This is a genomic window from Bosea sp. PAMC 26642 (assembly GCF_001562255.1).
In the GTDB taxonomy this organism is placed as follows: domain Bacteria; phylum Pseudomonadota; class Alphaproteobacteria; order Rhizobiales; family Beijerinckiaceae; genus Allobosea.
In genome coordinates this window covers 3,089,266-3,106,955 of the sequence record NZ_CP014301.1, presented here as the reverse complement: position 1 = coordinate 3,106,955, position 17,690 = coordinate 3,089,266, and the positions used below count along the sequence as shown (strand labels likewise).

Genomic DNA, 17,690 nt, shown 5'->3' with positions numbered 1-17,690 from the left:
GTCGGTACCGGTGACGGCGTCGAGATGCTCCAGGCCATCGCTGAGAGCTTTCGGAAGGTCGAGCCGACGATCGCCGTCAAGGTGCCTCCGAGCATCGGGTCAGGCGGCGGCATTACCGCGGTCGGGTCGGGATCCGCAGCGCTTGCCCGTGTCGCCCGTGTTTTGACGGAGGCGGAGCGGGCGCGCGGACTGATCTATACGCCGGTCGCACGGGTGCCCAGTGCGATCTACGTCCATCCCGCAGCGGCGATCACGCAGCTCAGCTCACAACAACTCGCGGCGATCTACGCCGGCCGCATTGCCAACTGGAAGGACGTCGGCGGCGTCGATCAGCGCATCCGCGTCGTCAGGCGCGAAGAGGCCGACAGTACGCTGGTTGTCCTGCGTGCCACCATGCCGGGCTGGAAGAATCTCGAATTTACGGAGCGCTCGAAGATGGCGGTTTCCACGCAGGAATCGGTCGAGACGGTTCGCTTGACTGAAGGGGCCATCGGCTTTGGCCCCTATAGTCGGGCTCTCGATATCGGGACCAGGGTGGTGCTGATCGATGGGCTTCACCCTTCCGATCCCCGCTATCCCAGCAGCGTCGAGTTCGCCTATGTTCACAAGCAGGACGAGATCACGCCGGATGCTGCGAAGTTCATCGCCTTCACCACGAGCCCCGATATGACGCAGTTGATCCGCAGCTTCGGAGCAATCCCGGCGCAGCAGTGACCGCGATCCAACTCAAGACGAAGCCGGTCGCGAAGGGGCATCCCCAGAGTTGCGGCCCGAGAACAGCCCAAGAAACTTGTCCTTGAAGGATCGCTTCGTCGCCGACGCGACGAAGGCATCGGCATGGCAGGTTGCGCCTGCCGCCTCACAAAGCATCTGAACCGCGGCCACCATCTCGGGCGAGCCGGCGACATGAACCGTATCGTCAGCCCGCAACGCAGGCAGATGATCGGTCGGACGGCCGACCATGACACCCTCAAGCGTTGCGCCGGTGGCGGTGGCCACGACGTGTCCGACGCCGGTTCCAGCCAGCCAGGCCAGTGCGTCGGTCATATACAGATTGCGCGGGTCGCGGGCGCCTGCAATTACAACCATTTCCCGGGCCGGCTCGCGATATCGGGAAGCGCGGGCAATGGCCCAAATCGGCGCCCAACCTGTACCGGTCGAGATCAGGATGATGCGGCCGTTCCCGGGACGATGGAATGCGCTGCCGAAAGGACCGTGTATCGAAATCTTGTGGCCGACGGCGATGCTGCCGCCAAGATCCGCGGAGACGACACCGTCATCCAGCCGTCTGATCTGCAAGATGAGCTCGTTGCGCTCGCCCGTTCCGTCGTTGCGCAAGGTTGGACTGTAGTCGCGTGCGGGATAGCCGGCGAAGGTGCATTTGACGTATTGGCCAGGCAGATAGGCAAAGTCCCGCGCCAACGACAATGTCACTTCGAGAATGTCAGACGAGAGGGGCAGGATCGCGGTGACCCGGCCGGAAAGTTTGATCGGCTCTGGGACGGCGTCGAACTCGATCACCGCATTGCCGGAGATCCGGGCCTGGCAGGCCAGCACGGTATCGCCGCGCTGCGTGCCTCTGGCATCGATTTCGCCGTCATAGACCCGCACGCGGCAGGTCTCGCACTGTCCGGTGCTGCAGTCGTGCGGGATGGAGATGCCGGCGCCCATCACGGCCTCCAGCAGGACATCGCCGTGCGCGACGCGGATAGGCTTTCCATTGACGACGAGAGATGCCGGGGTGGCCATGCGGAAAGCCCTCGCTCTGCGCTCAGCGCGCCGGCTGCAGATCAGCGCAGTTCGAGAGTGATCGGCCGCGGATGCCGCGTATGGCGAGTCTGGGTATGGTCGAAAACGGAGACCCAGACATAAATCGGTGCCCCCGTTTCAAAATCGATATCGTAGCGGCTCCCGGTCTTGAGGTCCCGCGATGCCTCGAGTGTCCAGTAGCCGTCCATCCAGCGTGCCGCTGCCCGAATCTGGGCGCGGTCACCCTCATAATCCCCCATGATGATGACACCAGGCATCACCGTTCCCACCGGGATACGCTCATCGGCAGCTTCGCTGTAGGGCGCGCTGGTCGCCTCGGTCAGCCACCACACCGTGCCCTCCGCATGAATTGCGTCGGGGTTCTTCTCGTCGAAGGGTCCCAGCTTGGTCATGGTGGCGGCGGCGTCCAGCGGCAGGCGCCGCGGCTTGACGGGCCCCGCATACCCGCCCGGTCCCTCGAAGCCGAAGTTGTAGCTGTAGAAGGCCTTTCCGGGATCGTTCCAATAGCCGCCCTGGTAGCGGGCCCGCTGGGACGCCTCATCGGCAGTCGCTTCACGAGGGGGGCCGATATATTGGTCGTCCATGTAGCCCAGCAGGCCGCCTCGCGATGCCTTCCACTGCCACATGTCGATGACCGAACCGTCGGTGGTGTAGTGCAGCCCGCGCTGATTGAGTGAAGACGGCTTGTCCTCCAGCGGCTTCGGGCCAAAATGGGTTGCGCCGCCGCCGCCCAGGGCGTTCGAGCGGGAGAAGATAACGGCGAACTTGTCTTCGTAAAAATCAACGACATCCGCCTTGCCGGCATTCTCGCCGACGACATGCCAGCCATCCTGGCGCTTGACCAGAGGCAGGCGCGCCAATGAACGCGTCGGATCGTACCAGCGGAAGGCGAAGTGAATTTTGCTTCCGTCGTGGACGGCCCGGATCTCGACGGTCGATTCACCTTGGCCGCCGAGATTGGCGCCCTGCTGCGTTCTGACCCGAACGGGCCTGGCGTTACGCCAGACGGCATCGTCCAGCACGCCGTCGAGAACGGGGCCCGCCTCGGCTTTTGCCACCACCAGCGTATCGCGCGAGGTGTAGTCGAGGCCAGCCACGGCCACCGCAGCCGGCAACGCGACGATGCTCGCTATCAACAGGGGCCGCCGGCTGCGTTGGGCAATCGTGGGGACCAGCGCAGCCGGCCTGAAGATGCGCAGGAGCTGACGCCAGCCGCCATAGCCGAAATGGGCGACAATATGCGCCAGGGTATAGGCCAACATGCCGACCGCAGCGGCGAGATGGATCGACACCACCCATCCGCCAAATCCGAGATAAAGCAGCACGCCTGTCGTCGTCAGTACCACCACGAGGCCATAGAGCAGCCAGTGGAGCATGACGTTGATGCCGAGCCAGCGCGTCTTCCAGGACGGCAGCCGGATTGCCTTGATGCGGCGCCACTCTATCCGTCCGCCAAGGCCGCTCAGCCCCATATAAACCAAGTAGCCCGTTGCGGCGCCGAAGAGCGTCAAGCCGGCAAGGATGTGCACGCTCCAAATCTCGCCCTGCGGTAGTATCGGCGCCATCCATCGCGAAAACACGGCGTCCAGCGCGTCAGCTGAAATGCGCAAGCCTGTCGCAAGGCTGACCGTTGCGGCGATGGCGGCGATCCAGTGCAACACAACCGTACCGACATCGCTGGACGGCAACGCCTTTCTTGGCGCCATATCGCCGGCCGAGGCCTTACCCTCGGCGCGGTGGGACAGTCTGGCCGAAGAAGGGCCTGGTGATGGGGTTGGCCGCTCCGGCGAGTTCGTGATCTCGGTCATATGTCGCCTTGAAGCTGCAGCCAGACCGCAGCACATGGCGCGTCCATATCGGCAATAACCTCAACCGCCGATGCTGCACAAGCTCTCTGTTTCGATGATCGGCACCGCTCTATCACGGGCTGTGTATACCCCCGCGGATATGCATTCCAAGGCGCAGCGGTGAAGAGCGGTTCCCATAGGTCATCCTCTCGCTGACAACCCGGGGTTGATGATGCCCCGTCAGATTCCGGGACTACACCGCTGGCGCTCTTCGAGTGACAGACACGTAAGCGACAAAGGCTGTTCTCACGATTGATAGCGGGGTGCGGCATCCTCCGCCGCACCCCGCGCTTATCGCATCACGCCTGCGCTTTAGTCCCACTCAGCCCTTCTTCGGCGGCGAGGCGGGCCAGCTTTTGATCAGAGTGTCGTAATCGATCGTCTCACCTTTCGGCTTCTCGTTGGCGAGCTTGCGCTGGGGCGCCAGCGTGCCCGCCTTCTCGGCCTTGGCGAACCATTCCTCGGCCGTGGTGCGCGGGTTGAGCTTGGGGCCGCAATCGCCCTGCACGCCCGAGCGCTCGAGCCGCTCCATCACCGAATCCTGGGCGGCTGCGAGCGCGTCCATCGCCGCCTGCGGCGTCTTCGCGCCCGAGGAGGCGTCGCCAATGTTCTGCCACCAGAGCTGCGCGAGACGCGGGTAGTCCGGCACGTTGTTGCCGGTCGGGGTCCACTGCACGCGCGCCGGCGAGCGGTAGAATTCGACCAGGCCGCCGAGTGCGGGCGCGCGCTCGGTGAAGCTCTTGTCCCAGATATCGGTCTCGCGGATGAAGGTCAGGCCGACATGGCTCTTCTTCAGGCTGACCGTCTTGGAGACGATGAACTGGAGATAGAGCCAGGCCGCCTTGCGGCGCTCGACCGGGGTCGAGTTCAGCAGGGTGGCCGAGCCTGCGTCCTGGTAGCCGAGCTTCATGCCGTCCTTCCAGTAGGCGCCTTTGGGGGAGGGGGCCATACGCCATTTCGGCTTGCCGTCGGCGCTCATCACCGGCAGGCCGGGCTTGACCATGTCGGCGGTGAAGGCGGTGTACCAGAACATCTGCTGGGCGATCGAGCCCTGCGCCGGCACCGGGCCGGATTCGCCGAAGGTCATGCCTTGCGCCTGGGGCGGGGCGTATTTCTTCAGCCAGTCGACATACTTCACGATCGAGTAGACCGCCGCCGGACCGTTGGTGTCGCCGCCGCGCTCGATCGCCGAGCCGACCGGCCGGCAGCCCTCCATGCGGATGCCCCATTCATCGACAGGCAGGCCGTTGGGGATGCCCCTGTCGCCATTACCGGCCATGGAGAGCCAGGCGTCGGTGAAACGCCAGCCGAGGGAAGGGTCCTTCTTGCCATAGTCCATATGGCCGAAGACCTTGGTACCGTCGATTTCCTTGACGTCGTTGGTGAAGAACTCGGCGATGTCCTCATAGGCCGACCAGTTCACCGGCACGCCAAGCTCGTAGCCGTATTTGGCCTTGAACTTCTCCTTCAGGTCGGCGCGCTGGAACCAGTCGTAGCGGAACCAGTAGAGGTTCGCGAATTGCTGGACCGGGAGTTGGTAGAGCTTGCCGTCGGGGCCGGTGCCGAAGGATTTGCCGATGAAATCATCGACATCGAGGCCTGGATTGGTGACGTCCTTGCCGGGCCCCGCCATCCAGTCGGTCAGGTTCGTCGCCTGCTTGTAGCGGAAATGCGTGCCGATCAGGTCGGAATCGTTGATCCAGCCATCATAGATGTTCTTGCCGGACTGCATCTGCGTCTGGATCTTCTCGACCACGTCGCCTTCCTGGATCAGGTCGTGCGTCAGCTTGATGCCGGTGATCTCGCTGAAGGCCTTGGCCAGCACCTTGGCCTCGTATTCATGGGTGGTGATCGTCTCCGAGACGATGTTGATCTCCATGCCGGCGAAGGGTTTCGCCGCGTTGATGAACCATTCCATCTCCTTGAGCTGGGCGGCCTTGTCCAGCGTCGAGGGCTGGAACTCGCTGTCGATCCATTTGCGAGCCTCCTCGGGACCGGCCATGGCCGGTCCGGCGGCAAGCGTCAGCGCAAACAGGCTGGCGCCAGCCAAGCGGTGAAGATTTGTCCTGAGCGTCGTCATCATATCCTCCGGTGGTTTTGTGCGTTGCCGTCCCTTTTCGGGTTCGGTCGTTTCTTGTTGTTGGGCCTGTCCTCATACCCAGCGGAACACCGCTGCGGCATAGAGGAGCGCAAGGCCGGAAGCCCACCCCAGGGCCGGACCGACGAGGCCGAGCCAGGCGAGGTGAATGAAGGCGCTGCCGAGCAGCGAGATGAAGAGCCGGTCGCCACGGGTGGTGGCGATGCCCAGCGCGCCGACGCGCTCGGTCTCGGGGCGCCAGATCGCCAGCAGCGTCAGCAGGACGAGCAGCGAGGCGATGCCGGCGAAGAACAGACCGGTCTGCCAGGTCCAGGCCATCCAGGCGAGATCCATCACACCCTCCCCAGGGCGAAGCCCTTGGCGATGTAGTTGCGCACGAACCAGATCACGAGCGCGCCGGGGATCAGCGTCAAAACGCCTGCCGCCGCGAGCACGCCCCAGTCCATGCCGGCGGCCGAGACGGTGCGCGTCATGGTGGCGGCGATCGGCTTGGCGCTGACGCTGGTCAGGGTGCGTGCCAGCAAGAGTTCGACCCAGGAGAACATGAAGCAGAAGAAGGCCGCGACCCCGACGCCGGAGGCGATCAGCGGCAGGAAGATCTTCACGAAGAAGCGCGGAAATGAATAGCCGTCGATCGCCGCCGTCTCGTCGATCTCGCGCGGCACGCCGGACATGAAGCCCTCGAGGATCCAGACCGCGAGCGGCACGTTGAACAGGCAATGCGCCAGCGCCACGGCCCAGGGCGTGTCGAACAGGCCGATCGCCGAATAGAGGTTGAAGAAGGGCAGCGCGAACACCGCCGGCGGCGCCATCCGGTTCGAAAGCAGCCAGAAGAACAGATGCTTGTCGCCGAGGAAACGGTAGCGCGAGAAGGCGTAAGCCGCCGGCAGGGCGAAGGAAATCGAGAGCAGCGTGTTCAGCGCCACGTATTTCAGCGAGTTGAGATAGCCGTTATACCAGCTCGGGTCGGTGAAGATCTTGCGGTAGTTGTCGAAGGTGAAAACCTGCGGCCAGAGCGTCAGCGCGTTGGTGATCTCGGTGTTGGTCTTGAAGCTCATGTTGACGAGCCAGTAGATCGGCAGCATCAGCCCGACGAGGTAGAGGACGAGAATAAGACGACCGCCGCGCATCAGGCCCTCCCCGCGTTCGCGTCGGCCCTGGCGTCGGCCGCGGTCATGACCGTGTAGAAGACCCAGCACACGGCCAGAATGATCAGGTTGTAGACGATCGAGAGCGCCGCGGCCTTGCCGAGGTCGAACTGCCCGAGCGCGAGCTTGACCAGTTCGATCGACAGGAAAGTGGTGGAATTGCCCGGGCCGCCGCCGGTGACGACGAAGGGCTCGGTATAGATCATGAAGGAATCCATGAAGCGCAGCAGAACGGCGATGAGCAGGACGCGGCTCATCTTCGGCAGCTGGATGGTGCGGAACACGGCCCAGCGCGAGGCGCCGTCGATGCGGGCGGCTTGGTAATAGGCGTCGGGGATCGATTTCAGGCCGGCGTAGCAGAGCAGCGCCACCAGCGAGGTCCAATGCCAGACATCCATGATGATGATGGTGAACCAGGCCGCGATCGGGTCGGAAACATAGTTGTAGCGGATGCCGAGCCCGTTCACGGCGGCGCCGAACAGGCCGATATCGCCGCGGGCGAAGATCTGCCAGATCGTGCCGACGACGTTCCACGGGATCAGCAGCGGCAGCGCCATCAGCACCAGCGTCACCGAGACCTGCCAGCCCTCGCGCGGCATCGACAGCGCCACGACGATGCCGAGCGGAATCTGGATCGCCAGGATGATTCCCGAGAAGGCGAGGTTGCGCCAGAGCGAGTCGTAAAAGCGCGAGCCGAGGTCGCTCTTGGGGTCGAGCAGTTCGGAAAACCAGCCGACGCCGTTCCAGAAGAACTGGTTGTTGCCGAAGGAATCCTGCGTCGAATAATTGACCACGGTCATCAGCGGGATCACGGCCGAGAAGGCCACGATCAGCAGCACCGGCAGCACCAGGAACCAGGCCTTCTGGTTGACGGGCTTGCGCATGCTCAGACACCCTCCGTGGCTGGCGAAGCGGCATGGAGGGGCTGGCCCTGCACGAGATGCCCGTCGCAATAGATGTGGATCTGGTTCGGATCGAGGGCGAGCGCGGCCGAGTCGCCGTCGAAATTCGCCTCGTCGGGCACTGTCGCCGCCAGCGCCAGGCCATCCAGCTCGACGCGGGCGATGCGGACGCGGCCGATATCGTCGATCCGGCGGATCCGCACCGGCAGACCCTCGCCGCGCGGACGCAGAAGCGCGTATTCCGGCCGGATGCCGAGTTCGATCCGGCCGGCGTCGAGCGCGGGATAGGCCCGCACCAGCGCGATCGTCTGGCCGGCGAGGCTGGCGAGCGCGCCCGAAACCGCGCAGGGCAGGACGTTCATGCCCGGCGAGCCGATGAAATGGCCGACGAAGGTGTGGGCCGGATGCTGGAACAGTTCCTCCGGCGTGCCGGTCTGGACCACGCCGCCCTCATGCATGACCACGACCGTGTCGGCGAAGGTCAACGCCTCGGTCTGGTCGTGGGTGACGTAGATCATGGTCAGATCGAGCTTGCGGTGCAGTTCCTTCAGCATCGAGCGCAACTGCCATTTCAGATGCGGGTCGATCACCGTCAGCGGCTCGTCGAACAGGATCGCCGCCACATCGGGGCGCACCAGCCCGCGTCCGAGCGAGATCTTCTGCTTGGCGTCGGCGCCGAGATGGCTTGCCTTGCGATCGAGCACGCCGGTCAGGTCGAGCAGGCCGGCGATCTCGGCGACGCGGGCCTCGATCAGCTTGCGCTCGACGCCGCGGTTCTTCAGCGGAAAGGCCAGGTTCTCGCGGACCGTCATGGTGTCGTAGACGACCGGGAACTGGAAGACCTGGGCGATGTTGCGTGCCTCGGTCGGCAGCCTCGTGACGTCGACGCCGTCGAACAGGATGCGCCCGCGCGTCGGCACGACGAGGCCGGAAATGATGTTGAGCAGTGTGGTCTTGCCGCAGCCGGACGGACCGAGCAGGGCATAGGCCCCGCCCTGGCGCCAGACATGGTCGACTTCGGTCAGGGCATAGTCCTGCGGACCCTGCGGATTGGGCTTGTAGGCATGGGCGAGCTTGTCGAGCGTGATCTGGGCCATGGCGCTCTCACGCGGCCTTCGCGACAGCGCTGGCGGCAAGCGCCCCGCTCTCGTCGAACAGGAAGATACGGCGCGGATCGAGCCAGGCCGTCACGGCCGAGCCCGGCTCCAGCCGGCGCACGCCCGGAACCAGCGCAACGAGACGATGCGCGCCGAGATCGAGATGGACATAGCTTTCCGAGCCGGTGATCTCGGAAACCGAGACGGTGGCGGAGAGCGCGATCGCCGGAGCCGGCAAGGGATCGAGCGCCAGATGATGGGCGCGGAAGCCGATGCTATAGCGCCCGTCGGGCACCGCAGCGAAGGCGCCGGCGGCCGGCACGCTCGCGCCGGTGGCCAGCGTGACCTCGCCGCCGTGCTTGCGCCCGGACAGGACGTTCAGCGGCGGATCGGAGAAGACCTGCGCCGTCACCAGGTCATGCGGCTGGCGGTAGACCTGCGCGGTCGGGCCGAACTGCGTCACCTCGCCCTGGAACAGGGTCGCGGTCGCGCCGCCGAGCAGGAGCGCCTCGCTCGGCTCGGTGGTGGCATAGACGAAGATCGCGCCCGATTCGGCGAAGATGCGCGGCAGTTCCTCGCGCAGTTCCTCGCGCAGCTTGTAGTCGAGATTGGCGAGCGGCTCGTCGAGCAGCACCAGCTCGGCCCGCTTCACCAGCGCGCGCGCGATTGCGGTGCGCTGCTGCTGGCCGCCCGAAAGTTCCAGCGGCTTGCGCTGCAGATAGGGCTCGAGCCTGAGCAGGCCGGCGGCGGCCCTGACCCGCGCTGCGATCTCGTCGGCCCCGAGCCGGGCGACCCGCAGAGGCGAGGCGATGTTCTCGTAGACGCTCAGCGAGGGGTAGTTGATGAACTGCTGGTAGACCATGGCGACATCGCGCTTCTGCACCGGCAGGCCGGTAACGTCGCGCCCGCCGACGAGCACGCGGCCGGTCGTCGGCGCGTCGAGCCCGGCCATCAGCCGCATCAGCGAGGTCTTGCCCGCGAGCGTCGCGCCGAGCAGGACGTTGAGCGAGCCTTTCTCCAGCGTCAGCGAGATGTCGCGGAGTTGGCTCTCGCCGCCGCGCTCCAGGCCGACATGCTCCAGCGTCAGGCTCATGACCGGCTCTCCGCCTGCAAGGCCCGCGACGCGTCTTGGCCCGCCGGGGGATGGCGCATAAAGGCGTCGAGCGCCTCCCGCTCGGCCGGCGACAGCCGCAAGCCGAGCTTGCTACGCCTGAACAGCACATCATGGGCGCTCGCCGCCCATTCCTGCGCCATCAGATAGACGACCTCGCGCTCGGTCAGATCGGCTCCGAAAACGCGGCCGAGATCGGCCATGCCGGTCGCGCCGTCGAGAATGCGTTCCGCGCGCGTACCATAGGCGCGCACCAGCCGGCGCGCCAGATCGCGATCGAGCCAGGGGCGCCGGGCGCAGGTCTCGGCGACCAGCGCCTTGAACCCGTCGGGGGGGAAATCGCCGCCCGGAAGTGTCGCGGCCGCGGTCCAGGGCGCCGCGCGCAAAGTCGGCAGGGCAGCGGCGGATCTGGCGCCGGCGAGCTTGGCCACGGCGGCTTCGGCAAGGCGGCGCGAGGTCGTGATCTTGCCGCCGAAAACCGAGAGCATCGGGGCTCCGCCGTCCGGCTCGTCCAGCGTCAGCACATAGTCGCGCGTGGCTTCCTGCGCCTTGCTGGCGCCGTCGTCATAGAGCGGGCGCACGCCGGAATAGGTCCAGACCACATCCTCGCGCGTGATCGGGTGGCGGAAATAATCGCTCGCCGCGGCGCAGAGATAGGCGATCTCGTCCTCACCGGCCGCGACCTCAGCCGGATCGCCCTCGTAGTCCTTGTCGGTCGTGCCGATCAGGGTGAGGTCGTTCTCGTAGGGGATGGCGAAGACGATGCGCCCATCGGCGTTCTGGAAGATGTAGCAGCGCTCATGCTCGAACAGCCGGCGCACGACGATATGGCTGCCCTGGACCAGCCGGACCGAGGCCGGCCGGTTGCTCGGCACGATGCCGTTCAGCACATCGGCGACCCAGGGGCCGGCGGCATTGACGAGCGCGCGGGCGCGGATCGTGACCTCGGCACCGTCGGGGCCTTGGGAGGTGACCAGCCAATGCCCGGCCTCGCGGCGGGCCGAGATTACCTTGGTGCGCGGCAGTATGGTCGCGCCATGCTCGGCCGCATCGCGCGCATTGAGTACGACGAGGCGCGAATCCTCGACCCAGCAATCGGAATATTCAAAGGCCCTGGTGAAGCGCGGCTTCAGCGCTTCGCCCGCGGCATCGCGGCTGAGATCGAGCGAGCGAGCGGCCGGCAGCAGGCGGCGGCCGCCGAGATGGTCATAGAGGAAGAGGCCGAGCCGCAGGATCCACCAGGGCCGCAGGCCATCATGATGCGGCAGCACGAAACGCAGCGGCCAGACGATATGGGGCGCTGCCCGCCACATCACCTCGCGCTCGGCCAGCGCCTCGCGCACCAGCCGAAACTCGTAATGCTCGAGATAGCGCAGGCCGCCATGGATCAGCTTGGTCGAGGCCGAGGAGGTCGCGCTGGCGAGATCGCCCTGCTCGAACAGCACGATGGAAGCGCCGCGCCCGGCCGCATCGCGCGCGATGCTGCAGCCATTCACCCCGCCGCCGATGATGGCGATGTCGTAGACCGGACCCGTCACGCATTTCCTCCAGGCAGGCGGCTTCAGCGCCCTTCCTGAATCAGAAGCTAGCCAGTGTTTTCCTTGCGGGCAATGACAAAACGAAAGTGAAAACGAAAGTTCAACCTTCGTTTTCGATTGGTGCCTCCGGTCCAACGGTCTCAATCACGGAAATCCCGGTGACACGGCACAGTTCGCGCAGAGGTTCCGAGCTCATGCGGTCCGTGACGAAGACGTCGATATCGCGCAGATGGCCGATGCGGATCGGGGCGGAGCGCTCGAGCTTGAGGCTGTCGGCGACAAGTACGCATTGACGGGCGTTCTCGATGATCGCCTGCGAGACGCGAACCTCGCGATAGTCGAAATCAAGCAGGGCTCCGTCCGGGTCGATCGCGGAGGTGCCGATGACGGCGTAGTCGACCTTGAACTGGCGGATCAGATCGACCGCAGCCGAGCCGACGACACCGCCGTCGGAGCGCCGCACCGGGCCGCCAGCGATAATGACCTCGATGCGAGGATGCGGGTAGAGCAAGGTCGCGACATGCAGGTTGTTGGTGATGACGAGCAGGCCGCTATGGTCGGCGAGCGCACGAGCGACCTCTTCCGTGGTCGTGCCGATATTGATGAAGAGCGAGGCGTCGTTGGGGATCAGCGCCGCAGCGGCGCGACCGATCGCGATCTTCTCATCACGAGCAATGAAGCGCCTCGCCTCGTATGCAAGGTTCTCGACGCTGGAGGCCACGACAGCGCCGCCATGGACGCGCGACATGATGCGGTGCTCGCAGAGCTGATTGAGGTCCTTGCGGATGGTCTGCGCGCTGACATCGTAGCGCGCCGCCAAGTCCTCGACAGCGACGCGCCCCTGGCTGCGCGCCAGCGTCACGATTTCGCGCTGACGTGGCGTGATGGTCTCCATGGCAGGCTCCGGTTGGCAGGCGGCAGGCTGGCGGCAAGGAGGGTCTGCGTCAATCGTCAAGGCCGGGAGCGGCCAGACATTGCGGAGTTCCGCCAAGGTGAGGTTGCCCCCTGTTTTATTCAGCGCTGAGTCGTACCAAGCGCTTTTGGAGCCTGTTCGGAAGCCGTGGCGAAGGCCGTGGCGTCTGGCAGCCGAGTTGGGAGTAAGGGCGCGCGGTGCTGTCGTCGGTGCGCGAGTTGGCCCATGCGGTTCGGGCCTGCGCCAGGAACGAGAAGGGCGTCTCGTTCAGCAGTTCGTCACCCAAGCGGCCCTTGCAGCTTTCGATGCGCTTCTGCATCGGCTTGCCGGGCGCGATGGCGGGCCACTCGACGGGGGGCGACGTGCAAAACGCAGTAGCGCCAGGCTGGATTGGAAGCGGAGCGACGGCCCTTGTGAAGGGGTTCGAACCTCCGACCCGCGGTTCCGGAAGCCGCCTGCGCGGCAAGGCTCAGGGCTCAGAGGCTGATCGCCCGGGCACCAAAAACGGTGCCTATCCGGTATTTCTCCGGGCGGCAGTGGAGGACCTGCCGGCTTCTTGTCGTAAGTCTATGTTTTATTTAGAAAATGGCGCGCCCGAAAGGATTCGAACCTCTGACCCTCAGATTCGTAGTTTGAGGGCGGACGTTTCCGCAGCTTTTCCTTCGCCTTTGTATCTTTCCCAATTCGTTGATTTACAGCCGCTTATTTCATACCATGTATCCGTTGGCCCTCTCGGGCATGACGCAAGTGTGGCGACCCGGTGGCGACCCGTTAGTTTGGGAGGGCGATATGACAGCTGTGAAACTGACCAAACGTCTGGTCGATGCGTCCGAACCTCGCACGACTCGCTATGTCGTCTTCGATAGCGAAATCCGCGGCTTTGGACTGCGGGTATTCCCGTCCGGTAACAAATCCTGGATTTTCGAGTACCGAGCAGGAGACGGTGGCCGCCGCGCAGCCAAGAAGCGCATGACGATCGGGGCGGCTCACGAGTTCACACCGGACGAAGCCCGTAAAATCGCCGACAAGTTGCGGTCACGAGCAAAGGTGGGTGAGGATCCCGCCAAGGCCAAAAGTGATCACCGCGCGGCGCTGACGATCGCAGAGGTATCGGCTATTTTCCTACGCGACCATGTCGCGGCCAAGCGCAAAAGCCGGACTGAAGCGCACTACGCGGACATCCTGAACCGTATTGTCGTGCCTGCGATTGGGTCTTTTAAGGCAAAAGATGTGACGCGGGCCGATATCGCTCGACTGCATCTTTCGTGGAAGCGCACGAAATTCCAGGCCAATAGAATGCTGGCGGTGGTGGGCTCGATGTTCAGCTTCGCATCGAGCACTGGCCTACTACCTCAAGGCACAAACCCGGTTCAAGGTGTCGAGAAATACCCTGAGCATCGGCGAGAACGCTTCCTGTCGTCGCTCGAGCTCGCTCGCTTGGGCGATGCCATCCGTGAGGCCGAGACTTCCGGGATCCCATGGCAGGTCGATCCAGACAAGCAGGCTAAACATCTGCCGAAGGAGCAACGCGCGACTGTGATCGGCGAGCACGCGGCAGCGGCTATCCGACTCCTCCTTTTCACCGGCGCCCGTTTGAGAGAAGTGCTGCACCTTGAGTGGCAGCATGTTGACGCCGAGCGCGGGCTCCTGCTGCTGCCCGATTCCAAGACCGGCCAGAAGGCTGTTGTGTTGAATGCCCCCGCGATGGCCGTGCTGACAAAGCTCAAGCGCGTCGGACGATATGTGATCGCTAGCGAGAGCGCGGGGGCGGAGGATGAGAAGCCGCGTTCGGATTTGAAGCGCCCATGGACAGCAGTGTCTAAGCGGGCGGGACTGACCGGCGTTCGGATCCACGACATCCGCCACACCTTCGCATCATTCGGAGCGGGCGGAGGTCTTGGGCTTCCAATCATTGGAAAGCTCTTAGGCCACGTCGAGGCGCGCACGACCCAGCGCTACGCCCATTTGGACAATGACCCGTTGCGGCGCGCTGCCAATTCCATTGGCGCTTCTGTCGCAAATGCACTTGGCGAGAGCAACAACGGCGCGCATGTCGTGCCATTCCCCCAACGCGCGTCGCCGTGAGCGGTTCTCGTGACATCGCACGACGGGCCTGGTGGACCCGCTACCAGGCCCTTGCTTGGGTTATGCATCGCACCGAAGCCGCCGTTGGGCGAGACGGCCCATTCGGCGCGGAGCATGAGGGCGTCGCGCTACCTCCTATCGATGCCGGAGCACTCACGGCACTGACAGAGGCACTTGACCGGCCCTACCCGCGATATGGACGTTTCATCGTTGAGCCGGTCGACGCGGTGGCAGCGCTCGACGCGGCAATCGCATGTCGACATGTCCGCGAAAGCTCGCGCGGCGAACTTCGCAGCGCAGACATTCGGACGCTCTGGCCCAGCGCGGGGCCTGGCAATGCCCATAAGCGTCATCTGGAGCAGGCGCATGTCGATAGGCTCGCCCGGGCGATGCGTCAGAAACCAAAGCCAATCTCGGACCATCCGCGAATTGATCTGCTCAAAGCGCTAGCCATAGGCATAGGGTCTGAAGACCGTGAGCCTATCGTAAGTCGTCTCTTCGCCGAGGGACGCGATGTAGCCATTGGATCGATTGCGCTTATCTGCTGCACCTGTTCAAGGGACGTCAGATCGGATTGCGGCGCTGCCGAATTGTGCATTTCTGTCGAAGAGGCAGACAGGCAGCGGTGGAATGTTGGAACCTGGTTCAAAGTGGGCCGCCCGCGGACGCGGTGAGCCTGCCAATTGAAGTCGGCAATTTCCGGCTGCCGCCTGGTGTCTCCTTTGAATGCGCGCTGTCTCCCGGCGCCCGTTCACAGGAGAGCGACATTGAATACCAACTCCGACTATCTCGACACGCGATCAGCCGCCGCCTTTGTATCGATGGGCGAAAGCACTCTTGAGAAACTCCGTCTGACTGGCGGTGGCCCGAGCTACTGCAAAGTTGGCCGGCGGGTTCTCTATGAGATTGCGGACCTGCGCGCTTGGCTAGCGGCCAGTAAACGCCGGTCGACGTCCGACCACGCGCTTGAAGCAGCCTGATCCGTCCCCGTCACCTGCCCGCCGGAGCAAAAATGCCCGGCGCCGCCAGCACGCGGACACCGGGCAAAATTTAGGCTTTGCAGATGAACGATAAACCAGATTTGCCCTCTTCGGCAACTATAATTCCCTATCGTAAAAGCTTTTTATCGAGCGGTAGCGATGAGAGTGCAGTCGCGATGGCGCTCTATGAGCAATCATTGCTCTTGGCTTCCTGGGGGCTACCTGTGTTTCCGCTAAAGTTCGGCGCGAAGACACCAGCCATACAGAATTTTAGCTCAAGAGCGAGCCGCTCCCCTGCTGCCATTAGGAACATGTGGTTCCCGCCGATGGAAGACAGCCCCGCGCCTTTCAATATCGGCATCGCGACGGGTAATGGTCTATTTGTCGTCGATATTGATGACAAGAACGGTAAGGAGGGGAGCGCCACTTGGGCCGCCTTGGAAGCACTACACGGCGCGGCGCCCCCCACCTTTACCGTAAAAACACCGTCCGGCGGCCGCCATCTATACTTCAGAGTTGATCCGAGCGTCTGGATTCCGAACTCGGCCGGGAAACTCGGCATCGGTATCGATATTCGTGGTGATGGCGGATACGTCGTCGGGCCAGGCTCCGTCCTCAACGGCCGTCAATATGTTCGGGAGCCTAGCTGATGGTTCCTCAAGATGCGGCGGAACCGCGTATGGCCGTTCCGGCGCCAGGGTGGCTTTTGCCAGTGGTGGCTGGTGCCAGACCGGTAAGGTTCGATAGCGTCGAGGCACTCGAAGGCGTCGACCAGGACATCGCCATCGCAAGGGCCGACGACTGGTTACGGAAACACGCGCCATTATCGATCGAAGGCGACGGTGGCGACGCCACGGCGTATCGTGTCGCCGCTAAGGTGATGGACTTTGGGCTTAGCCCCGACGACACGCTCGACCTGATGCTCGGCTGGTGGAACGACCAGTGTCAGCCGCCGTGGGAAGACGAACGGTTAGGCGTCATCGTCAATAACGCGGCGCAGTACAGGCACAGCCCGATCGGCTCGAGCAGCGCCGATGTCGAGTTCGACCATGTCGAGCTGGCAACTACTTCCGAATCGGAAGCTGTTCAAAACGATGACGACATGCCCGTCACGTCAGGCAACAACCCGTTCGAATACCAGAGCGCAGCAGAGGCGTCGGCCATGGCGCTCACGCAGTCAGCCAAACCCCTCATCCGAGGGCTGCTCGACCAAGGCGCTATGAGCATCCTTTTTGCGCCGCCTGGCACCGGCAAGACGTTCGTTACCATAGACCTGCTCTACCACATCGCCGCGGGCAAGGAATGGGCGGGCAGAAAGGTCACGAAAGGCCTCGCGGTCCACCTGGCGGCCGAAGGAGGCGGCGGCGTGCGCAAGCGGTACAAGGCTTACGATGTGACCTATGGCTGCGCCGAGGATCTGCCGCTTGTGCTGATCTCGGTCTCCGCGGACCTCAGGTCAAATAAAGTCGATTGCAAAAGGCTGATCGCCACCATCAGGGCGGCCGAGGAGCGCTTTGACCAGCCCTGCAGCATCCTCGCGATCGACACGCTCTCCAGGGTGCTCGCCGGCGGCGACGAGAACAGCTCGGTTGATGGCGGCGCGCTTGTGAAGAACGTCGACGAGGTCAGAGAGGCATTAGGCGCACATATCATGTTGATCCACCATACCGGCAAAGATGCCAGCCGTGGCGGGCGAGGATGGTCGGGGTTTAAAGGCGCGGTGGATACGGAGATAGAAATCAAGGACGGGGCGATCCATGTGGACAAGCAGCGCGACAGCGAAAAGCCCAAGCCGATCCGCTTTCATTTGGAAAGCGTCGCGCTTGGGCTCGACACCGACGGCAACGCGGTATCGTCGGCAATAGCTCGGGTGGAAGCGTCGCGCGATGACGATTTTGCCGACGTTCTTACCCCAGCGCAGGAACGCATGTTGGCCGCGTTTAAATCCGCGGCGGCCAACAAGTACGGCGATCGCTATAGGCCAGGGGACGACGCTTTCGTGCTGTCATCGAAGGAATGGGACGCCAAATTTGACGAGGTGGGCTCTCGTCTTTCGCCAATTGGCGGGCGGTCCAGGCAGACTCTCGATACGCATCGGCTGGCGCTTTTGGAGAAATGTCTCGTCAAAAAAATCAAGCGTGCTCAGTGGGTTGCGACCCAATGACGAGAATGACGAGAAATGACGAGATTGATTTGAACTC

At 63.9% G+C, this 17,690-nt stretch carries 16 protein-coding genes; 5 read left to right on the top strand and 11 right to left on the bottom strand.

What is annotated here, in order from left to right; translation table 11 throughout:
• Nucleotides 1–24 precede the first annotated feature (24 nt).
• Entirely contained in the window at nt 25–714 is a 690-nt protein-coding gene (locus AXW83_RS15000) for a PstS family phosphate ABC transporter substrate-binding protein (RefSeq protein ID WP_236841676.1), read from the top strand.
• A gap of 12 nt (nt 715–726) precedes the next feature.
• Here the strand turns inward: AXW83_RS15000 and AXW83_RS14995 are convergent, their stop codons facing one another.
• From AXW83_RS14995 to AXW83_RS14945, 11 genes are all read right to left on the bottom strand, one after another.
• Nucleotides 727–1,749: a 2Fe-2S iron-sulfur cluster-binding protein gene (locus tag AXW83_RS14995; RefSeq protein ID WP_066614793.1), complete on the bottom strand. Its 1,023-nt coding sequence runs from the start codon at nt 1,747–1,749 to the stop codon at nt 727–729.
• 41 nt (nt 1,750–1,790) lie between these two features.
• On the bottom strand, nt 1,791–3,578 hold the full coding sequence (locus AXW83_RS14990; protein WP_066614791.1) for an ethylbenzene dehydrogenase-related protein: 1,788 nt from the start codon (nt 3,576–3,578) through the stop codon (nt 1,791–1,793).
• Nucleotides 3,579–3,939: 361 nt separating this feature from the next.
• Nucleotides 3,940–5,619 (bottom strand): ABC transporter substrate-binding protein, encoded by a 1,680-nt coding sequence (locus AXW83_RS14985; RefSeq protein ID WP_236841956.1) that lies wholly within the window; start codon nt 5,617–5,619, stop codon nt 3,940–3,942.
• A 150-nt stretch (nt 5,620–5,769) separates the two neighbouring features.
• Nucleotides 5,770–6,048, bottom strand: a complete 279-nt coding sequence (locus AXW83_RS14980; protein ID WP_066614787.1) for a DUF2160 domain-containing protein — start codon at nt 6,046–6,048, stop codon at nt 5,770–5,772.
• Complete coding sequence (locus tag AXW83_RS14975) at nt 6,048–6,845, bottom strand: carbohydrate ABC transporter permease (protein WP_066614785.1); 798 nt, start codon at nt 6,843–6,845, stop codon at nt 6,048–6,050. The genes AXW83_RS14980 and AXW83_RS14975 overlap by 1 nt, the downstream gene beginning before the upstream one ends.
• Entirely contained in the window at nt 6,845–7,747 is a 903-nt protein-coding gene (locus AXW83_RS14970) for a carbohydrate ABC transporter permease (RefSeq protein ID WP_066614782.1), read from the bottom strand. Before AXW83_RS14970 ends, AXW83_RS14975 begins: the two co-directional genes overlap by 1 nt.
• A 2-nt stretch (nt 7,748–7,749) precedes the next feature.
• Nucleotides 7,750–8,862 carry an ABC transporter ATP-binding protein gene (locus AXW83_RS14965; protein WP_066614780.1) on the bottom strand — a complete coding sequence of 371 codons (1,113 nt, stop codon included), beginning with the start codon at nt 8,860–8,862 and terminating at the stop codon, nt 7,750–7,752.
• 7 nt (nt 8,863–8,869) lie between these two features.
• A complete protein-coding gene (locus tag AXW83_RS14960) occupies nt 8,870–9,955 on the bottom strand; it encodes an ABC transporter ATP-binding protein (protein ID WP_066614779.1) in 1,086 nt (361 codons plus the stop codon).
• Nucleotides 9,952–11,511, bottom strand: coding sequence for a glycerol-3-phosphate dehydrogenase (gene glpD / locus AXW83_RS14955; RefSeq protein ID WP_066614778.1), 1,560 nt, complete (start codon nt 11,509–11,511; stop codon nt 9,952–9,954). Before glpD ends, AXW83_RS14960 begins: the two co-directional genes overlap by 4 nt.
• 100 nt (nt 11,512–11,611) lie before the next feature.
• Nucleotides 11,612–12,406: a DeoR/GlpR family DNA-binding transcription regulator gene (locus AXW83_RS14950; RefSeq protein ID WP_066614776.1), complete on the bottom strand. Its 795-nt coding sequence runs from the start codon at nt 12,404–12,406 to the stop codon at nt 11,612–11,614.
• Between the two features lie 115 nt (nt 12,407–12,521).
• The gene (locus AXW83_RS14945; protein WP_066614774.1) at nt 12,522–12,743 is read right to left on the bottom strand and encodes an integrase core domain-containing protein; all 222 of its coding nucleotides are present in this window, start codon (nt 12,741–12,743) and stop codon (nt 12,522–12,524) included.
• 470 nt (nt 12,744–13,213) lie between these two features.
• Here AXW83_RS14945 and AXW83_RS14940 point away from each other — a divergent pair, with 470 nt between their 5' ends.
• The 4 genes from AXW83_RS14940 (at nt 13,214) to AXW83_RS14925 (ending at nt 17,653) form a co-directional block, all read left to right on the top strand.
• Nucleotides 13,214–14,509, top strand: a complete 1,296-nt coding sequence (locus AXW83_RS14940) for a tyrosine-type recombinase/integrase (protein WP_066620552.1) — start codon at nt 13,214–13,216, stop codon at nt 14,507–14,509.
• A gap of 821 nt (nt 14,510–15,330) precedes the next feature.
• Nucleotides 15,331–15,489 carry a hypothetical protein gene (locus AXW83_RS28155; RefSeq protein WP_335339355.1) on the top strand — a complete coding sequence of 53 codons (159 nt, stop codon included), beginning with the start codon at nt 15,331–15,333 and terminating at the stop codon, nt 15,487–15,489.
• Between the two features lie 83 nt (nt 15,490–15,572).
• Nucleotides 15,573–16,139: a bifunctional DNA primase/polymerase gene (locus AXW83_RS14930; protein WP_082767144.1), complete on the top strand. Its 567-nt coding sequence runs from the start codon at nt 15,573–15,575 to the stop codon at nt 16,137–16,139.
• On the top strand, nt 16,139–17,653 hold the full coding sequence (locus AXW83_RS14925) for an AAA family ATPase (protein WP_082767143.1): 1,515 nt from the start codon (nt 16,139–16,141) through the stop codon (nt 17,651–17,653). Before AXW83_RS14930 ends, AXW83_RS14925 begins: the two co-directional genes overlap by 1 nt.
• Nucleotides 17,654–17,690 lie beyond the last annotated feature (37 nt).

Coding starts and splice junctions, on each gene's coding strand:
- AXW83_RS15000 (WP_236841676.1), top strand. CDS start 25: ATGCTCCAGGCCATCGCTGAGAGCTTTCGGAAGGTCGAGCCGACGATC.
- AXW83_RS14995 (WP_066614793.1), bottom strand. CDS start 1,749: ATGGCCACCCCGGCATCTCTCGTCGTCAATGGAAAGCCTATCCGCGTC.
- AXW83_RS14990 (WP_066614791.1), bottom strand. CDS start 3,578: ATGACCGAGATCACGAACTCGCCGGAGCGGCCAACCCCATCACCAGGC.
- AXW83_RS14985 (WP_236841956.1), bottom strand. CDS start 5,619: ATGGCCGGTCCCGAGGAGGCTCGCAAATGGATCGACAGCGAGTTCCAG.
- AXW83_RS14980 (WP_066614787.1), bottom strand. CDS start 6,048: ATGGATCTCGCCTGGATGGCCTGGACCTGGCAGACCGGTCTGTTCTTC.
- AXW83_RS14975 (WP_066614785.1), bottom strand. CDS start 6,845: ATGCGCGGCGGTCGTCTTATTCTCGTCCTCTACCTCGTCGGGCTGATG.
- AXW83_RS14970 (WP_066614782.1), bottom strand. CDS start 7,747: ATGCGCAAGCCCGTCAACCAGAAGGCCTGGTTCCTGGTGCTGCCGGTG.
- AXW83_RS14965 (WP_066614780.1), bottom strand. CDS start 8,862: ATGGCCCAGATCACGCTCGACAAGCTCGCCCATGCCTACAAGCCCAAT.
- AXW83_RS14960 (WP_066614779.1), bottom strand. CDS start 9,955: ATGAGCCTGACGCTGGAGCATGTCGGCCTGGAGCGCGGCGGCGAGAGC.
- AXW83_RS14950 (WP_066614776.1), bottom strand. CDS start 12,406: ATGGAGACCATCACGCCACGTCAGCGCGAAATCGTGACGCTGGCGCGC.
- AXW83_RS14945 (WP_066614774.1), bottom strand. CDS start 12,743: ATGCAGAAGCGCATCGAAAGCTGCAAGGGCCGCTTGGGTGACGAACTG.
- AXW83_RS14940 (WP_066620552.1), top strand. CDS start 13,214: ATGACAGCTGTGAAACTGACCAAACGTCTGGTCGATGCGTCCGAACCT.
- AXW83_RS28155 (WP_335339355.1), top strand. CDS start 15,331: ATGGGCGAAAGCACTCTTGAGAAACTCCGTCTGACTGGCGGTGGCCCG.
- AXW83_RS14930 (WP_082767144.1), top strand. CDS start 15,573: ATGAACGATAAACCAGATTTGCCCTCTTCGGCAACTATAATTCCCTAT.
- AXW83_RS14925 (WP_082767143.1), top strand. CDS start 16,139: ATGGTTCCTCAAGATGCGGCGGAACCGCGTATGGCCGTTCCGGCGCCA.